This is a genomic window from Vibrio marinisediminis, from assembly GCF_014050145.1.
Lineage (GTDB): Bacteria > Pseudomonadota > Gammaproteobacteria > Enterobacterales > Vibrionaceae > Vibrio > Vibrio marinisediminis.
On sequence record NZ_JACFYF010000002.1, the window covers coordinates 33,530 to 50,323 of the forward strand.

The following is a 16,794-nucleotide window of genomic DNA, read 5'->3' on the forward strand; positions in this document are numbered from 1 at the left end:
AAGCTTATATCATTCCCCTTTCAACGGCGTATTTCGCTAACTCAGCCGTGCTGCTTAGTTCGAGCTTATGCTTAATATTTTGACGATGAGTTTCCACAGTGCGGTAGCTTATCTCTAACATCGATGCCACTTTTTTGCTGCTGTAGCCTTGTGCCACCAGCTTAAGTACCGACTCTTCGCGACGACTCAATGGATTGGGTTTATCGGATACAGGAATTTCACCTTGAGAAAACAGTGTCTGCGTTACTGATTCACAAAAATAGGTCGAGCCTTGCTCTACCGTCTTGATTGCTTGAACCATTTTTTCTGCTGAAATCTCTTTCAGCATGTAACCTACCGCACCTGACTGCATCACTTTCATAATGTACTCTCGGTTATCATGCATGGTCAGCATCAATACCTTCACTTGCGGACATTCTTCCTTGATGATTCGTGTGGCGTCAATGCCGTTCATCAGTGGCATACTGACATCCATAAGCACAACATCTGGTTGAATAGATTTAACGACTTCAACCGCCTCCACGCCATTACTTGCGGTGCCAATGACTTCAAAGTCTTTCTCAAGACTTAGCCGTGCTATAAAACCATCGAGTACAACTTGGTGATCATCAACGATAACCACTCTGATTGGTTTATCCATAAACTAACTCATCCAATTGAAGTAATACGGTAATTTCTGTACCAAAACCTGGTTCGCTTTCCAGTTCAAAATCACCGCCAATAAATTCAACTCTCTCGCGCATATTACGCAAACCTATGCCCGTTTTTCTTAATGTTGCGGCGACATCAAAGCCAATACCGTCATCGCGAATAATCAATTGCAGCATATTGCCCATCTGCTGCAAGATCACCGTCACTTCATTGGCCTGAGAGTGCTTTTCAATATTGGTTAACGATTCTTGAGCAACGCGATATAACGTCGTCGCTACCTCAGACTTTAACCTGCCACGGCTAGTATCAAATACCGCTTCAATATTCAAACCTGAGTGCGCCCGAAAATCTTGCAACAAAGTGTTGAGCGCCGCCTCTAGACCTATATCGTCTAATGCACTTGGGCGTAGTTTGTGCGAAATGTGGCGCACTTCATTAATCGCCATCATTAACGATTGCTGCGAATGAACCAAGTGCTGCTTTTGAGCCTCATCAACCAGTTTATTACCTAACAACTCTAGATGACATTTACTCGAAACTAAAAGCTGATTGATCCCATCGTGGAGCTCCCTCGCTAAATGCTTCTTTTCATCTTCTTGAAACATCACCGTTTTGTGCGCCAACTCTTTTAAACTACGGTCCGCGATGCGATGCTCATGCAAATTAACCGCTAACGTCACCACAACAATAACCGCCACGGTGACCACCACAATCACCATCATCGAGAAAAAGGTCGTTTCTATATTTTGGTCGACGGCGCTTTTTAGATTAGCCACTTCCTCGCTGACATCTTCGATGTAAAGCCCGGTACCAACCATCCAATTCCATTTATCCAGCCAAGCCGCATAGCTCAATTTAGTCACGGTTTCACCTGTGGACGGTTTCTGCCACAAGTATTGATGAAAGCCACCCCCAGCTTGTGCTTGCTCAAGCAGTTTAACAATGAGGTAATCACCATTCTTATCCTGAATGTTGATCAAGTTCTGCCCTTGCAATTCAGGCATGATCGGATGCACAAGGTTAGTGCCGTTGTGGTCGTAAACAAAAAAATAGCCATCGGTGCCATAACGAAGCTTTTCAATAATCGCTTTAACCTGTGCTTTGGCTTCTTGTTCTTCTATGCGGGTATCGTTATATACGTGCCTGATCGAGTCCAAAGCTAGATCAACGCTGTCTTTGAGCGCAGTCTCTTTTGATTTAATTAAACTTGAACGAAATATATCCACCTCGTTATCTCGAAGTGTTTGTGCCTGATAGACAGAAATCCAACTGATGCTAATCGTCACCAGCAGCAGCGGTAGCAAACTCAGTAGAATCAGCTTGGCTTTAAGAGGCATTCCTTTCCCCTAAGGTGTTGTAATACAAAAAAGAAAGCGGCTTACTACTGTAAGCCGCTTTACTGTATCATTTACATGACATTAACAAAAATCACATGATCACATTCCGTAAAATTCCGGGAAGACCAAAAGCGTTGCTAACACCGCGATCTGTATCGCGATGAATGGCATCACCCCTCGGTAGATATCACGTGTTGTAACCCCTGCTGGTGCCACCCCTTTCAGATAGAACAAGCTAAAGCCAAATGGTGGTGTAAGGAAAGAGGTCTGCAAATTCATTGCCACCAAAATCGCAAACCAAGTCATGTTAATACCCATTAGCTCAGCTACAGGGGCAAGGATGGGTACGATAATGAAACAGATCTCAACGAAATCAATAAAGAAGCCAAGGACTAATATCACCAGCATGGTAATGATCAAGAAACCCCATTTCTCTCCTGGGATTTGCAGCATCCACTGCTCAACAAGATGATCACCACCTGTGTAGGTAAATGCCATTGAGAACGCTGTTGCACCCAACAAAATAGCGAACACCATAGCGGTGACTTTAACCGTCTCTTTTGAAGCATCGTAAACCATGCTCCAACTAAACTGTTTATATAGAATCGCGAGTACAATCGCACCGGCACCCCCTAACGCTGCCGATTCCGTTGGCGTAGCAACACCAGCAAAAATAGAACCAAGTACCACAATGATCAGAGCCAGTGGTGGAATCACCGCTTTCAGCGCATTAAACACCTCTTGCTTGCGGCTGATACTTTCGTCTCGGTCTATCGGTTGAGCCGCTTCAGGGTTCATTTTCGCATAGATTAGAATGTAAACAACGTAGGCACCCACCAGCACCAAACCCGGCCAGATCGCCGCTTGGAACAAGTCTCCTACTGGAACGCCTAGAACATCGCCTAATAAGATAAGAACGATGGAAGGTGGAATGATTTGCCCTAACGTACCCGAGGCACAAATGGTGCCGCACGCTAAGCCTTTATCATAATTATATTTCAGCATCACTGGCAAAGAGATAAGCCCCATCGCCACAACCGATGCTCCCACCACGCCTGTTGAGGCTGCCAGCAAAGCGCCTACCAGTACGGTTGAGATAGCAATACCACCTCTTACGCCACCAAACAGTTTGCCCATCGACTCTAGCAATTGCTCTGCCAGTCGCGTTTTCTGTAAAACTAACCCCATAAAGACAAACAGAGGCACAGCCATCAATACGGTGTTTTCCATGATCGACTGAATACGGTATGGCATAAAGGCAAACATATCGAAGCCTTCTGCCCAAACACCAAAAATAAGTGCGATACCACCAAAGGTAAACGCAACCGGGAACCCTAGCAACAATGCAAATAGGGCAACAAAAAACATTACAATACCGACCACTTGTTGCCTCCTATTTATTTGCTGTTGTGTACATTAAGTGAGGGTTAAAAATTCGGTTAAGCGAGTGAAGAAACAGTCCAACACCGCTGATTGCCATAAATAAGAATGACAATGGAATCATTGCTTTGATGACCCAACGATATGGCAAGCCGCCGGGGTCTCCTGACATCTCGTTGAGTGCATAGCTTTCTTTGGCAAAATCAATGCCGTACCAAGCAACCAAAAGACAAAAAGGAAGTAGGAAAAAAACTGTACCGAGCAAATCAATTATTGCTTGGGCTTTGTTGGAGAGCTGCTCGTAGAACAAATCAACGCGAACATGACCGCCGGCTTTGATGGCGTAAGGAACACCGAGTAAAAACACAGCAGAGAAAAGGTGCCATTCCATCTCTTGAAAAGCAATGGAGACATCATTAAACGCGTATCGCATGATGACATCGTAAACAACGTTACAAAGTAGCAAGATAAAAAGGATGCTAGAAAGCCAACCTAATATATCCCCTAAGCGATTAAACAACCGCTCTATATAAATAAGACTTCTCATCCCTAACTCCATGGAACTTAAAAAGTGCTCCACTCAGCCGAAGCTGGTGGAGCGTAAACGATCGTTATAATTATCTATCGTTTTTTCTTGGGCTTCGTGTGGCTTTACCACATCTTGTTTGCACTAACGTGCTTATATTATTCTGCTTGGCTATTTAGGTACGCACGGTGTGAAATGTTTGACCATGGGCGAACCTGTTCAATGTAAGCAGCTTGTGACTCTTGAATCTTCTTCGCTAGCTCATCTTTTGCCGCGTGGTCAGCTAGCAAACGCTCGTTTGCTTCACCAAGAGCGGAAATCACTTCAGCAGGAAAATCTTTTACTTGAACATTTGGGTATTCAGACTGAATAGACGCCCAATTCTTACCGCTTTCATGCTTAGATTGAGTGTACATGTCGTAAGCAGATGCTTTCATTGCTACTTTCAAAATCGCTTGTAGATCCGCAGGTAGGCTTTCCCAAGTACGTTTGTTGACTAGGAATTGAAGCTCTGTACCTGGCTCATGCCAACCTGTGTAGTAGTAAGGCGCAATTTTGTGAAAGCCCATACGTAGGTCAAGTGATGGACCAACCCACTCTAGCGCATCGATAGTGCGACGCTCTAATGAGGTATACAGTTCACCCGGAGCAATGTTGGTAGGTTTTGCGCCTAGCTCAGCAAGAATTTCACCAGCAAAACCAGGAATACGCATTTTCAGACCTTGCAGGTCTTCAACAGAATTAATTTCTTTTTGGAACCAACCACCCATCTGGGTATCAGTGTTACCACCAGGGAATGAAAGTAAGTTGTGTGGCGAGTAAACCTCTTCCATCAACTCCATACCACCACCATGGTAGAACCATGCGTATTGCTCTGTAGGCAGCATACCAAATGGCATAGACGTGAAGTAAAGCGTATTCGGCACTTTACCTTTCCAATAGTAAGATGCTGAGTGACCAAGGTCGTACTGACCTGACTTCACCATATCAAACACACCTAGCGGAGCTTTGTGCTTGTTAGAAGAGTCAATCGTAATCACAAGGCGACCATCTGACATTTCTTCTGCCATTTTAGCCATGTTCTTCGTTGCATCACCAAAAATTGGGAAGTTTGGTCCCCAAGTCTCAGCAAGTTTCAATTTATATACTTTTTCTGGCTGTACTTCTTGCTGTGCAGTCTCTTGCTTTGACTCTTCACCACAACCCACTAGCGCAACTGATGCTGCCAGTGTTGCAATGCCTAACTTTACTTTTCCATCTAAGAATGAATTTAATACTCTCATTATCAGGTCCTTTGTTTCAATGAGCGCCTTTGCGACACTTCCTGTTCACATACAGCATCGCCCATTCCGCCTTAATAAAAAATCGGCGAGAACACGGATAAATTTAACAGCGTGAATTAGCAGCATGAAACCATGCTAAGTAGTTATACGTAGGCAAAATACCAGCCCTTTCCTTAAGTACTGAAAATTAAAAGGATAAAAGTGGCACCTGAGTAAGCACCTAACGAATAACTACCTACGTAGATGTCCCGCAAGAAGTTTGCAGATATTTTAAGTATTGTGATGGACTCGTTTCTATTTTGTAGAGTGCAATTTTAGACATAAAAAAAGACCCCAACATGTGGGGTCTTATTAAGTCACGTTAGCAAGCTTATTAAAGAGCTTTATAGATAACTTTGTTGCCTGCTAATTGTTCTTTAACAACTAGATTCTCTTCTAGAAGTTTTTTAAGTGCGCCAGTTGCCCAAGAAGCCGCTTTTGCGTCCTCTTGTCCAGCAGCTAGACCGATACCTTTAGGGTTGATGCCATCAGTATTGCCAACAACGATATCAAGAACTTGTTGTTGCTTAGGAGTTAGAGCAACGTCAGATTGCTTAGCAGCAACGACTGTCTCCGCTGCTGGTGCTACAGCGAGTTTCTTCTCAACTACAGGCTTAGCTTTTTTAGTTGCTTGGATATTAGCAACTGTCGCTTTAATGTGCTTTTGCAGTTTCAGTTGCACTTTGCGCTTATGAGCAAGTCTCATCGAGTGTTTCTCCATTTCACTGCATACCGAGCAGTGGTGAAAATTTGAAGCGCGTTTTATATCAAAAATTTGATAATAATGACAGGAAATCGACAGGTTTCTGCGACAAAAACGTGTGGCAGGTTGGAGGAAGTCTAGAAAGTGTTCGATATTTACAGTGATTGTTTTTTATCGCAGCAAGTAAAATTTTTGCACCAGTACCGATGAATTGGGATGTGAATGAAAACCGTACATTTGTATAACCACCCCTTCCGAAACCTATCGTTACGTCAACCTTGGGTGTTGCTCCCTGTCGCGGTAATTTTCCTCGCTATTATTTGGTTTGCAAATAACTGGCAACAATTGGTCATTGGAATATTGCTATTAATTGCCGCATTTTACGCATTCAAATTCCTGCTACGCCAATCCACTGTCGGTTACACATTAACCGCAACTCATTTTCAACAGCATTTTGCAAAAGGCGGCTGGGTCGTGAAATGGAGTAATATCCACAGAATCGGTATCTGCCAATTCAACAACGAAGGCTGGTACCAACCACTGCCTTGGATCGGCATTAAACTGAACGACTATCGTCCCTATTTAGACAGTATCTGCCCACGGATATCATCAGAAATCATGCTCGGGCAACGAGCTCTACTCTACCTTGGGTTCAAACAACGTAATCAACCGAGCTTATTTGAAAATGCCGTACTCGACTCCTCTCCTTATCACGCGGCAAATGGTCAAATCTACACCGGCTTGCAAGCGATGCTAGCCAATCGAATGCGATATCAAAGAGCGTTTTATGATTACGATGTTTTTATCTCTACCAGTGATTTAGATCGATCAGGTGAGGAATTTGTCGGTCTCATGCGTCGTTATTTAGCGGCGGTTCCCGCTTCAGAAAGAACAAAAGGTCGCGAGAGCGACCTTTTAGAATGATATTAACAATATCTAGTAAACTAGATTAGTAAAGCGGCATTTCATCGGCAACAAATGGGTTAGAGGCACGCTCGCGCCCAAAGGTTGATTCAGGACCGTGCCCCGGTACAAAGCGTACGTCATTGCCCAGTGGCCACAACTTCGTTTTAATCGAAGTAATAAGAGTGTTGAAGTCCCCTTTAGGGAAATCAGTACGCCCCACGCTGCCGTTAAACAGTACGTCGCCAACAAACGCAAGCTGCGCTTCTTTACTAAATAGAACCACATGACCTGGCGTATGCCCTGGCGTATGAATCACATCCATCACTTGATTGCCGAAACGGACAGTGTCGCCATCATTAAGCCATTGATCAGGTTCAAATGCTTCTGTTAAAGGAAAGCCGAACATTTGGCTCTGCCCTTCTAAACCTTGTAGCCAGAAGTTGTCTTCTTTATGAGGACCAACAATACGCTTGCCATCTAATAATTCAGCCAGCGCTTGCGTACCACCCACATGATCTAAATGACCGTGTGTTAGCACTAAGCTTTCAACTTCTACACCTAATTCTTTAATTAATACCGCTAGTTGCTTCTCATCACCACCTGGATCAATAACAATCCCTTTCATCGTCTCATCACACCATACGATTGAACAGTTTTGAGAGAAAGAGGTGACAGGAACTACCTGATACTTCAAAGACATAGAAAAACCTTATATATATCGAATCTGGCTGAACTATGACACGATAGTGCACTAAGCTCAAGAAAGTTAGCGATAGCTAAAGTAAGCTTAAGACCAGTAACGAACTGGTCCCGTATCAATGTGTACAAAGTTACTATTTGGATAATAGCCAACACCGCCCGCTTTGATTTCACGAGCAATATCGCGCACTTTTCTAAGGTTTACGCCCTCTAATCGGAAATCGATAGCTTGCCCTAACATGTGGTAACTCTTTTTCGCTACGCCACTAGAGCGGGCGCGCAGAGCGTTGTTGGTAGCAGGCGAACGATAACCAGAGATGATTTGTACTTCCGCTTTCACACCTAATTCAGCTTGAATGAGCGATATCTGGTCAAAAAGATGTTTATCCATCTTATGGATTTCGTTACGTCTAAAGTCTCGACAGATTTTATCAATTCGTGTCATTTCGTTTAGTACATACTGATTGCCATCAAAATAACGCGTTTCTAGCAATTCACCTGTGTGTAGATTACTCAGCGCAAGTGTGCGTGCCAAATCAGCAAAAGACGCAACAGCGACACTCGGGACACAACTAGCTACGACAACACCACTACCTGCCAACTTAATAAAATTTCTACGTGATACCTGCACTGTAAATGACCTTCATAACTTCTTGTTGATATTGTGCTGCGAGCGACACTATCGAACTCTGCTATGAAGTGCAAATGCATAAACCATGCTTAAATCTAGTTTAAATGACAGTCTTAACGATTAGTTATTGAACTAATTAGTAAATTATTTATAAAATAACAAATGCAAATTTTTGTAAGAATTTCTTCGGTGTGATGTCCACCATAAGATCAATGATCTAAGCGGTATATGTCTTCCCTATACTGCACAACCCCACCTTCTGCCCATGCCGTCTGATAGATGATATGCACTGGAATTCGCCTTCTTAATGGGATCGCTTTATTGGACTCGGTGTCTGCCAATTCTATTTGCTCAATGTTCAACCCTTGATTTTCCAACAACAATGTTGCAAATCTATCGGCGTGCTTCACTCGCACACAACCAGAGCTAAACGCGCGGGACTCTTTATCAAATAGATGCTTGCTTGGCGTGTCATGCAAGAAAATTGCCCGCTTATTTGGTGTATTAAACTTGTATAAGCCCAGCGCGTTACTGGCACCAGACATTTGTCTCATACGATAAGGAAAGGCTTTCGGATTGGTTCCTTGCCAATCAACCAGATTAGGGTTTATGAGTTCACTGGAAGTCCAACTGGTGATGATCTTGATATTTTGCCTTGCAAGGTACTCAGGATCTCGTTGAACATTAGGAATGATATCCTCAACCATGATTTTCCATGGGACATTCCATGTTGGATTGAGAATGATCGAGTCTAAGTTAGTTGTCATCACTGGTGTTTGCCGTGTCTCTCGACCTACAATAACCTGCGACTCAAATACCGCTTCACCACCATACCAGTAGGTCAGTTCATAGCTAGGTACATTAACCACAATCAGAGTGTTACGTTGTTTTGGCCAAATACGCGTTCGCTCGGCATTAATCGCTATTGTCTTGAGGCGATCATTGCTGCTTTCATTTAACCATCTTATTGTTTTCGGTCCTATTACCCCGTCAGGCTTAAGACCATGCATGCGTTGGAATTGTTTTATTGCCAGTTCGAGTTGGTTGTCAAAATAGCTAATTTCACTATTTACACCAAAAAGGTCGATATCCACTTGTTGTAAACGCGCCAATAAGGCGTCTCGCCTTTCAAGGATATCACCCACTCGTTTTAAATGAGTATCTTGAATATAAAGCGGAACGATCTCTTCACGCTCACTCGCAATACGTAAGTAGGTTTTGATCAGTGATTGATAACTTTCTGAATCAGGGGTGTATGAATCTATCAATGCCCCCAACTGTTGAGATTGTACCGAAGCATAGAGCGACTGTAACGCTTGTTCGCTAGGCGGTGGTAAAGACTGCATGATTCTATCCTCAAAGAACCATTGCTTACCATGTTGTTTAGCCAATTGCGCATAACTCATGTAGGCAATCATACTGTCGGTCGCCAACAAGTCGTATTCATACCAGCGATTACTTTTGCGATAAAAGCGCATTTTTTTTAAATGATTAGATAGCAGAGGGTTAACGCCCGCGTTATCTATCAATTCCAACTGAAATTCTAATTGACTGCTTTGCTGCAAATCAAACCAAATCAGCTGCTCACCATTGTTACGATATAGCTCTTCAACGAGTTGAGGATACTGCAATGCCATTGAATTGGTATTGCCAGGTTCAATCCAACCAATTCTTTCAAAGTACCCCTGAGCCCAAACCATCTGCGGGACAAGGAGTAAAGCTATTATTATAAAGCGCGTTCGTAACATCATTCTCTACACTTTTTTGCATCATAAAACTAAGTATGGCAGAGAATTCTCAATTAACAGGGTTTGTTTCGCTTAGCTTAACAATAAGTCAATGAATTAACTTATATTTAGCTTATCGCACTCCAATGGTTATCCCATGGAATCGAAGTGAAAATTGAAGATTTATCTCGGGGTTGGGACTGTGTAAGAACGGACCCAGACCCTGAGCTTATCGAAAAAACACCTTCCCTTGCCACCACGCCGGAAGCATCTGGCAGCGAAGCGAGTTCGACCAATTTACCACTTTGCTTAGACCAAATCCCATAGCAATTTCCAGGGGGCGAGGTAGCAAGAATCCAATCCTTTGATGCCGCTATACTCGCAATATAATGGTTAAAGCGAGCCCATTGCTCAGGCTCCGCTTCGAGTGGTGTGAGTTGACCACCAGCTTGATGCATTGCCAACAACGGAGGATACTCTTCTGGTTGCCCTCTATACTGCTGACCACACAATACGGTATTGTCTCCATCATGTGCTAAGTGGCGGATACTCAAGCGATTATCTAGCAATGTCTGCTGCTCTATCAATTCACCGGTTGCTGACAAGTAACTAAGACTGGGCTGCATAGAATTAAGATTGAGTGGTGTACGACCATCGGTATGCACCCCACCGACACCAATGGCTAATTTGCCGTCTGGCATCGCAATCACTTCATGAGGACCTAAACCAAAACCAGTAAATTCCGCCACTTTTTCGTAGTGATTGGTAACATCATAAACACCGATAATGCCACGACTAGTCGAGCGCTCCCCTTCTGTAACAAATAAAAGCTCACCATCGTTAGAATAAACACCATGACCATAGTAATGGCGATGGTCTGACGCGCTGCGTAATTGCACAACTTCACCTGAATGAAAGTCAAACACCATAAAATAGCTACCGGGTCTGCGAGCAAAAGCGACCGCATGCCCGCGCGTGGCGTTTATGGCAATACCATGTCCTCGGCTAGGTAATGGTAATTGTCGAATCGCTTTACCCTGTTGATCAGCCACAACGACACTATAGCGATCACGACCATTTAATGCACAGCCAATCAGTGTTGGCTTTGATGCCACCATGCTCGTACATCCAAAAGGTAAAATTGGCATCGCCGCGCCAAATAACGCTGCCTTAAGCAGCGCTCTACGGGTATTATCAGTCACCATCTGTAGCATTAAATCCTATTACCACGCCCAACTCGATGGCGACTTCTTCATGTATCAAATAATTAAGACGCTCTAACTTATTGTACTGAGCTAATACCGTTCGATACCCCTCTTTGCTCTGCAATAGCTCAAACAAACTTTGCTCCGTAGGCCAAGTATTCAGCGTTAATTGAAACTGTTCTTTAATACGATCAGCCAAAGAGGCTTTGTCCAACTGACGTAAACGGGTATCTAAGCCGCGCCCATCCGCAAGATACAACTGCTCTAATGCGGCTATATTCTGCTGTAGATTTAACATTGATGTACCAGAGCGCCAAGACTCTGAAAAGTAAGCTCGTGGTTTGCCAACCTTCGCTAACGGTCGACTTAGCTTTTTCATACTGTAATCCAATTGATTGGATAACAGTGCGATGTACTCAGAATCCCAATCTTTCTCTGACAGTTCGAGCCAAGGGTTGGTGTGCCATGCTCTAGCTATAGTGTCTGCATTGCTAGCAAGGTTTGCACTAATGGCTAACCCAAGCTGACACGTATTGTGATTGGTTTTTAAATCAGAGGCTGAATCATAAATCAGCCACTCTAAAGCCCCTAACCCTTGCACGGTAACACTTTGAGTCGCGATATCTTCCGCGTGCCAATTCGGCTTAGATTGGCGAAGTAACGCCGACATTTTTCGTCCTGTGGTGTTCTTTTTGTCTGGCCAAAATTGTACATTCCAACTTTGCTCTAAAGCCGTTTGTGGTCCACGCTCTTGCCCTTGAAGCGCCATCCAACTTGTCATGCTGCGGTGCCATTGCAAACTCACAGCATCAAGATTAGTTTCAGTCTCACAATAGTGCCCAAACACTTGGGTAAGCTGCTCAACCTGCAGGCTAAAGTCTTGTGCAGCACCAAACTCAACCAAGTAAACGCCTTGGCTGATGTGTGACGTCTGTTGTGGCTGTAATTCCACTGCCGTGGTCGATTGACAGCCAGCCAAAGCACCCACAGCCATACCAATAAAAAACTTCATTTTCATGCCATTACCTACAATGAATTGAGGAAGGCTAATAGAGCTTGGCGCTCATTGGCATTGAGCTTTAACACCCTTTGTTTCGCAGGTTCCGCTTCACCACCATGCCATAGTACAGCTTCCATGACAGAACGTGCTCGACCATCATGTAGGAAATAAGTATGTCCGTTCACTTCCTCTGTGTACCCCAATCCCCAAAGTGGTGGGGTACGCCATTCGCGACCAGTGGCTAAATATTCTGGTCGATGATCAGCAAGACCTTCTCCCATGTCATGCAACAACAAATCTGTATAAGGATGAATAGTTTGCTCAGACAGTGCCGGTAATTCAGTACTTCGCGCCGTTTTTATATTGGTCTTATGGCAACTTTGGCAGCCAATCTGCTTGAAAAGCGCTTGACCCTGTTGAACCAAGGGTTGATCAAGGTTACGGCGGATCGGTACGGCGAGGTGCTGAGTGTAGAACTCGACAAAGTTAAGAATATTGTCACTCACTTCGTGTTTTCCGCCATTTGGCATCTCTACACAAATAGTTTGCTGACTGGTGCAGTTTTCGTTGGGGAATAGACGACTGGTTAAGCCGACATCACCATTAAATGCCGCCGCATTTTGCTGCATCAATGTCGGTTGCCCCGCTTTCCAACCAAAGCGTCCGATGGCAAAGTCTTGCTTCTGTACATCCCAAACTCGATTCACTTTACCTGACACACCATCGATGTTGCGAGTTTGCTCGTCAGCCCATGCCAGCAGGCTTTTGTCGGGAATCAACTCAAGTAATCCAAGACCTATCATCGGTGGTGCTATGCGTGCTGACATCATGGTATCAGGGTGCATTTCACCATAGCCAAGGTCAGTGATAGTGAGGTTGGGTTTGCGTAATAGCACTTGAGTACCATCAGCAAATTTAACAGGCACATCACTATACGTAATTTTAATTTGCCCTTCTGGGATTTGATCCTGCAAGGCAAAATCTTGCAATTGACCACCATAAGTCGGCTCTGGAATGACACCATCTTTGATGTAAGCTTTCTTTTGCTCAGCTGTCATTGCCGGAATACTAAGACGAACCAACATGGATACGGCATGTAAATCACCCGCTTCAGGAGGATGCCCTCGCCCATCTTTGATATGGCAGTTTTGGCAACCGTTGGTATTAAACAATGGTCCTAGCCCATCCCTAGCATCCGTTGAGGCCGGAGCTTGTACCCAAGGATTACGGAAGAAACTGTTACCAACGCTAAAATCTAAACGCTTACTCATCGGTAAGTTAGCAGCAGGCAGCGAGAAGGCATTCGCACCCTCTTTTTTAACCGCGGTATTGCCACCCGTTTTTACTTCATTGGCAAACGTAGAGGTTGAAAGGAGTAAAATTGAGGCTAAATAAGATTTCAAGTACCGCATCATTCCAGTGATCTCTTTAATGCTTGAAGCCTAACGAATATTGTTTTGATAAAGGATGTTAGGCGTGCTTGTGGGAGTGGTTAGAAAGGGGCTGCTTGAGCCCCTATCTAGGTTGGATTACTAATTAGATCAAAACTCGTGATCGGCAGTATCTGGATTCAAGCTGTCGATACCGATAAGTTTTGCTGCACGCTCAATAGAGGCAGTTTGCGCAACCAAAGAAATAATGGTTTCGTTAACTAACGCATTACCCTGGGTATTACCCGCCGCAATTAACTGATCGAAGTGCTGATTATCTTTTTCTGCAACGGTAACCAATTGACCAACTTGTGCTCGAGTTTTTCCAAATTGCTGCTGAATTTCATCGGCTGCTTGTTGATCATTCTTCGCGACAAGCGCATGAATCCCCGGACCTTCTAGCTTGCTACCATCTGCTTTTTGGTAAGTACCGGTATAAACGTTGTAGATACCTTGCTCGTTGTAATAGTGTGAATTGTGCGTATTGTCTGAGAAGCAGTCGTGCTCATCTTCTGTCGAATTGGCCTCTAGCGCCACTTTCATTCGCTCACCCGCCAGTTCACCTAGAGAGAGTGATCCCATACCAAATAGCATTTTACGTAGACCATTATCAGCGGAATCTTTCAGTAACTCTTGTCTGTAGTTTCCTGTTTCCTCAGCTGACCACTGTTTCTCCATCCACTCCAAATCGGTGATGAGAAGATCTGCTGCCGCACGTAGGTAATCACCACGGCGGTCACAGTGACCATTAGTACACTCTTTACCTACAACAAAATCAGTGTAAGCACGCTCACCTGCACCAGCGTTAGTGCCATTAAGGTCTTGTCCCCACAAAAGGAACTCTATCGCATGATAGCCGGATGCTACGTTTGCTTCTGAGCCACCAACTTCATTAAGATCGGCGATCAGCTGTGGGGTAATTTTTGCCACATCAAGTTTGGTCGCGCCAATCGTCAACTCAGTGTTTGCAACAATGTTTGCCGTTGCACCTTCATTACCCAACTCATATTGGTAATCAGAAGATACATAATCGATCAAACCTTCGTCGAGCGGCCAAGCATTTAATTGACCTTCCCAATCATCAACAATGGCGTTACCAAAGCGGAACACCTCTGATTGTTGGTAAGGAACACGGGAAGCAAGCCACTTTTGTTTTACTTGTTCAAATTTCGCTGCTGTTGGGTCCGCAAGGAAAGCCTCTATTGCTTGATCTAGCGAGTTAGCCGTAGAAAAGGAGTCAGAAAATACTGCGTGGGCTAAATCGGCATAGTGTTCAACAACCTGTTGCTTAGTAACGTCAGCTGCAAAAACAGAGCCACTTGTTACTAGAAAAGCAGTCGCAACGGTACGTGCCAAAACGGTTTTTACCTTCATTATTAAAGTCCTTGTTGAGCTTGAAGATTCATTCGAGAATAGTGTTGCTAATTATTATCATTAACACTTAGATTGCGAATAATACAAACTTACAACTTTTTTGCAAGGCAAAAACAAAAAAACCTCATAAGTATGAGGTTTTTATCAAATATGGTTTGCTTACTATTTACAATTTGAGTACATGTTTACCATGTGACACTTTCGCTTTGAGATAGCTTTCGTTACCATCTTTAATGTGAGCCAGTGTGTTTACCACCTCTGCGATTTCAATGCCATGCTCTTGTAGCTCTTTGACTTTTTTAGGGTTATTAGTTACTAGACGAATCGTTTTCACGTTCAACGCCAATAACATTTGCGCAGCTTCAGTAAAGTCGCGCAAGTCGTCACCAAAACCTAAATGGTTATTGGCTTCGTAAGTATTCATCCCTTGGCTTTGTAAACGATATGCATCTATTTTGTTATACAGACCAATACCACGACCTTCTTGGCGCAAGTAAAGGATGATCCCACCAGCTTGACCCATCCGCTCAATAGTCTCATCTAACTGTTCACCGCAATCACATCGAGAAGAGTGGAACACATCGCCAGTCAAACACTCTGAATGCATACGCACTAACGGCACTTCTTGAGCTTGATCTGCTTGCTTAAAAACAACTGCCACATGTTCTTTCTCTGTCTTTAGTCCGTTAAAAGAAAGAATTTCCGCATCGATTTTACTTCCTACACCGACTTTAAATTCAACTCTGGCACGTACATCCGCCATATTAATACTCACTTGAAGTCTTTTATTATCTATTTGTGTCATTGCATTCACTACAAATGCTTTCTACAGGTAACTATGAGGACTCTTACCCAAGAATTCAATATTTAGTTCACAATTGTTATAACATAACAAAACGGACTCGTCATATGAAAAAGTAGATAGCAAAATTTAGACGTTAAAAACCCCAGTAGCCGAACCGGATACTGGGGTTGTAAATTCTCTTAAATATCAGTCAATTAATAAGCTTGACTACGTTGCCATACCGACAATTCGACCCAAACATGTTCGAGCTCTTTGAGTTCTTCTTCGGTCAATAGGTTCAATGTTGGCTGACTATGCGGAAGAGTGTGCGCTTGTAACGAACTAATATTCATATAAAAGTCCTTTTTAAGTTGTAATAGCAATGGTTCCACAGCACTTCCCTATCAATTAAAATCTAAATCAAAAGTTTAATTTTTATCTTTATATCTCATTAATAAATATGATAACAAAACCACCGATCTGCGCACTATTTAATCGAATAAATGGGAGCGATATCACTTTAAATTGTATTGATTTATGTGATGACTTAGGATCCTATTTAGGATCATACCCACATAAAAAAAGAGTGAATTGATCCAATTAACCAATTCACTCTATCATTTATTCACTTGAAAGCTCGGGCTAATCGCGTTGACCCAATTTCACTTGGCCATTATCACCAAACCACAACGCTTCAGCTCGGCGACGCCCTATTAAGATAGGTCCATCATCATAGAAGAGAAAGTTCTTCCAATATTTTTTAAACGTTGACCATTTAGTTTCAATGATATTGTATTTTTCATAACAAAAATAAACAGTTACGTCATCCTGCCAATCAACATGTTGCAATACCGCTTCAGGAAGCTCTTGGTCATCGGATTCCCAAGCCGTCATCCAATCAACAGATTCTGTCCAATTAGTGGCTTTCATTGGCCAATCACCTGCACTTAAACGCTCAGAGTCTGGGCTTTGGGCACTAATATTATCTTTCCATAACTGTGCTGAACGGATTTGATCCATCGGCTTGATCGCCTCAAGATCTTCTTCAGGCACAGGCATCGATTGATGAGTAAAAATCCATTTTCTTTGGTACTGGTCCAAAGGTAAATAAGACATCTT

The 16,794-nt window shown here is 43.4% G+C and carries 17 protein-coding genes; 1 reads left to right on the forward strand and 16 read right to left on the reverse strand.

Annotated features, from left to right (window positions below; all coding sequences use genetic code 11):
- Nucleotides 1–4: 4 nt before the first annotated feature.
- The 6 genes from H2O73_RS04445 to H2O73_RS04470 all read right to left on the reverse strand — a co-directional run bounded on the left by H2O73_RS04445 (nt 5) and on the right by H2O73_RS04470 (nt 5,922).
- Nucleotides 5–640 carry a response regulator transcription factor gene (locus H2O73_RS04445; protein ID WP_182107031.1) on the reverse strand — a complete coding sequence of 212 codons (636 nt, stop codon included), beginning with the start codon at nt 638–640 and terminating at the stop codon, nt 5–7.
- Nucleotides 633–1,988 (reverse strand): cache domain-containing protein, encoded by a 1,356-nt coding sequence (locus tag H2O73_RS04450; protein ID WP_182107033.1) that lies wholly within the window; start codon nt 1,986–1,988, stop codon nt 633–635. The genes H2O73_RS04445 and H2O73_RS04450 overlap by 8 nt, the downstream gene beginning before the upstream one ends.
- A gap of 99 nt (nt 1,989–2,087) precedes the next feature.
- On the reverse strand, nt 2,088–3,371 hold the full coding sequence (locus H2O73_RS04455) for a TRAP transporter large permease (protein WP_182107035.1): 1,284 nt from the start codon (nt 3,369–3,371) through the stop codon (nt 2,088–2,090).
- A gap of 10 nt (nt 3,372–3,381) precedes the next feature.
- Nucleotides 3,382–3,915: a TRAP transporter small permease subunit gene (locus H2O73_RS04460; RefSeq protein WP_182107037.1), complete on the reverse strand. Its 534-nt coding sequence runs from the start codon at nt 3,913–3,915 to the stop codon at nt 3,382–3,384.
- Nucleotides 3,916–4,052: 137 nt separating this feature from the next.
- Nucleotides 4,053–5,177 carry a TRAP transporter substrate-binding protein gene (locus tag H2O73_RS04465; RefSeq protein ID WP_182107039.1) on the reverse strand — a complete coding sequence of 375 codons (1,125 nt, stop codon included), beginning with the start codon at nt 5,175–5,177 and terminating at the stop codon, nt 4,053–4,055.
- Nucleotides 5,178–5,550: 373 nt separating this feature from the next.
- Nucleotides 5,551–5,922, reverse strand: a complete 372-nt coding sequence (locus tag H2O73_RS04470; protein WP_182107041.1) for a MarR family transcriptional regulator — start codon at nt 5,920–5,922, stop codon at nt 5,551–5,553.
- 219 nt (nt 5,923–6,141) lie between these two features.
- On the opposite strand from H2O73_RS04470, the gene H2O73_RS04475 reads away from it, so the two are divergent.
- On the forward strand, nt 6,142–6,843 hold the full coding sequence (locus H2O73_RS04475) for a DUF2982 domain-containing protein (RefSeq protein WP_182107043.1): 702 nt from the start codon (nt 6,142–6,144) through the stop codon (nt 6,841–6,843).
- 25 nt (nt 6,844–6,868) lie between these two features.
- Here the strand turns inward: H2O73_RS04475 and H2O73_RS04480 are convergent, their stop codons facing one another.
- The 10 genes from H2O73_RS04480 to H2O73_RS04525 form a co-directional block, all read right to left on the reverse strand.
- The gene (locus tag H2O73_RS04480) at nt 6,869–7,525 is read right to left on the reverse strand and encodes an MBL fold metallo-hydrolase (protein ID WP_182107045.1); all 657 of its coding nucleotides are present in this window, start codon (nt 7,523–7,525) and stop codon (nt 6,869–6,871) included.
- 87 nt (nt 7,526–7,612) lie between these two features.
- Complete coding sequence (gene mepK / locus H2O73_RS04485) at nt 7,613–8,155, reverse strand: peptidoglycan L,D-endopeptidase MepK (RefSeq protein WP_182107047.1); 543 nt, start codon at nt 8,153–8,155, stop codon at nt 7,613–7,615.
- A 209-nt stretch (nt 8,156–8,364) separates the two neighbouring features.
- Nucleotides 8,365–9,903: a L,D-transpeptidase family protein gene (locus H2O73_RS04490; protein WP_182107851.1), complete on the reverse strand. Its 1,539-nt coding sequence runs from the start codon at nt 9,901–9,903 to the stop codon at nt 8,365–8,367.
- Between the two features lie 107 nt (nt 9,904–10,010).
- A complete protein-coding gene (locus H2O73_RS04495; protein ID WP_182107050.1) occupies nt 10,011–11,096 on the reverse strand; it encodes a DUF1513 domain-containing protein in 1,086 nt (361 codons plus the stop codon).
- Nucleotides 11,077–12,099, reverse strand: a complete 1,023-nt coding sequence (locus H2O73_RS04500; protein WP_182107853.1) for an imelysin family protein — start codon at nt 12,097–12,099, stop codon at nt 11,077–11,079. Before H2O73_RS04500 ends, H2O73_RS04495 begins: the two co-directional genes overlap by 20 nt.
- A gap of 14 nt (nt 12,100–12,113) precedes the next feature.
- Nucleotides 12,114–13,490 carry a di-heme oxidoreductase family protein gene (locus tag H2O73_RS04505; protein WP_438696040.1) on the reverse strand — a complete coding sequence of 459 codons (1,377 nt, stop codon included), beginning with the start codon at nt 13,488–13,490 and terminating at the stop codon, nt 12,114–12,116.
- A 138-nt stretch (nt 13,491–13,628) separates the two neighbouring features.
- Nucleotides 13,629–14,891 (reverse strand): imelysin family protein, encoded by a 1,263-nt coding sequence (locus H2O73_RS04510; RefSeq protein ID WP_182107054.1) that lies wholly within the window; start codon nt 14,889–14,891, stop codon nt 13,629–13,631.
- Between the two features lie 166 nt (nt 14,892–15,057).
- A complete protein-coding gene (locus H2O73_RS04515; protein WP_246335852.1) occupies nt 15,058–15,696 on the reverse strand; it encodes a GTP cyclohydrolase II in 639 nt (212 codons plus the stop codon).
- Between the two features lie 194 nt (nt 15,697–15,890).
- The gene (locus H2O73_RS04520) at nt 15,891–16,028 is read right to left on the reverse strand and encodes a 3-demethylubiquinone-9 3-methyltransferase (protein WP_182107056.1); all 138 of its coding nucleotides are present in this window, start codon (nt 16,026–16,028) and stop codon (nt 15,891–15,893) included.
- A gap of 289 nt (nt 16,029–16,317) precedes the next feature.
- Nucleotides 16,318–16,791 (reverse strand): DUF2947 domain-containing protein, encoded by a 474-nt coding sequence (locus H2O73_RS04525; protein WP_182107058.1) that lies wholly within the window; start codon nt 16,789–16,791, stop codon nt 16,318–16,320.
- Between the last annotated feature and the right edge of the window lie 3 nt (nt 16,792–16,794).

Coding starts and splice junctions, on each gene's coding strand:
- H2O73_RS04445 (WP_182107031.1), bottom strand. CDS start 640: ATGGATAAACCAATCAGAGTGGTTATCGTTGATGATCACCAAGTTGTA.
- H2O73_RS04450 (WP_182107033.1), bottom strand. CDS start 1,988: ATGCCTCTTAAAGCCAAGCTGATTCTACTGAGTTTGCTACCGCTGCTG.
- H2O73_RS04460 (WP_182107037.1), bottom strand. CDS start 3,915: ATGAGAAGTCTTATTTATATAGAGCGGTTGTTTAATCGCTTAGGGGAT.
- H2O73_RS04465 (WP_182107039.1), bottom strand. CDS start 5,177: ATGAGAGTATTAAATTCATTCTTAGATGGAAAAGTAAAGTTAGGCATT.
- H2O73_RS04470 (WP_182107041.1), bottom strand. CDS start 5,922: ATGAGACTTGCTCATAAGCGCAAAGTGCAACTGAAACTGCAAAAGCAC.
- H2O73_RS04475 (WP_182107043.1), top strand. CDS start 6,142: ATGAAAACCGTACATTTGTATAACCACCCCTTCCGAAACCTATCGTTA.
- H2O73_RS04480 (WP_182107045.1), bottom strand. CDS start 7,525: ATGTCTTTGAAGTATCAGGTAGTTCCTGTCACCTCTTTCTCTCAAAAC.
- H2O73_RS04490 (WP_182107851.1), bottom strand. CDS start 9,903: ATGTTACGAACGCGCTTTATAATAATAGCTTTACTCCTTGTCCCGCAG.
- H2O73_RS04495 (WP_182107050.1), bottom strand. CDS start 11,096: ATGCTACAGATGGTGACTGATAATACCCGTAGAGCGCTGCTTAAGGCA.
- H2O73_RS04500 (WP_182107853.1), bottom strand. CDS start 12,099: ATGAAGTTTTTTATTGGTATGGCTGTGGGTGCTTTGGCTGGCTGTCAA.
- H2O73_RS04510 (WP_182107054.1), bottom strand. CDS start 14,891: ATGAAGGTAAAAACCGTTTTGGCACGTACCGTTGCGACTGCTTTTCTA.
- H2O73_RS04515 (WP_246335852.1), bottom strand. CDS start 15,696: ATGACACAAATAGATAATAAAAGACTTCAAGTGAGTATTAATATGGCG.
- H2O73_RS04520 (WP_182107056.1), bottom strand. CDS start 16,028: ATGAATATTAGTTCGTTACAAGCGCACACTCTTCCGCATAGTCAGCCA.
- H2O73_RS04525 (WP_182107058.1), bottom strand. CDS start 16,791: ATGTCTTATTTACCTTTGGACCAGTACCAAAGAAAATGGATTTTTACT.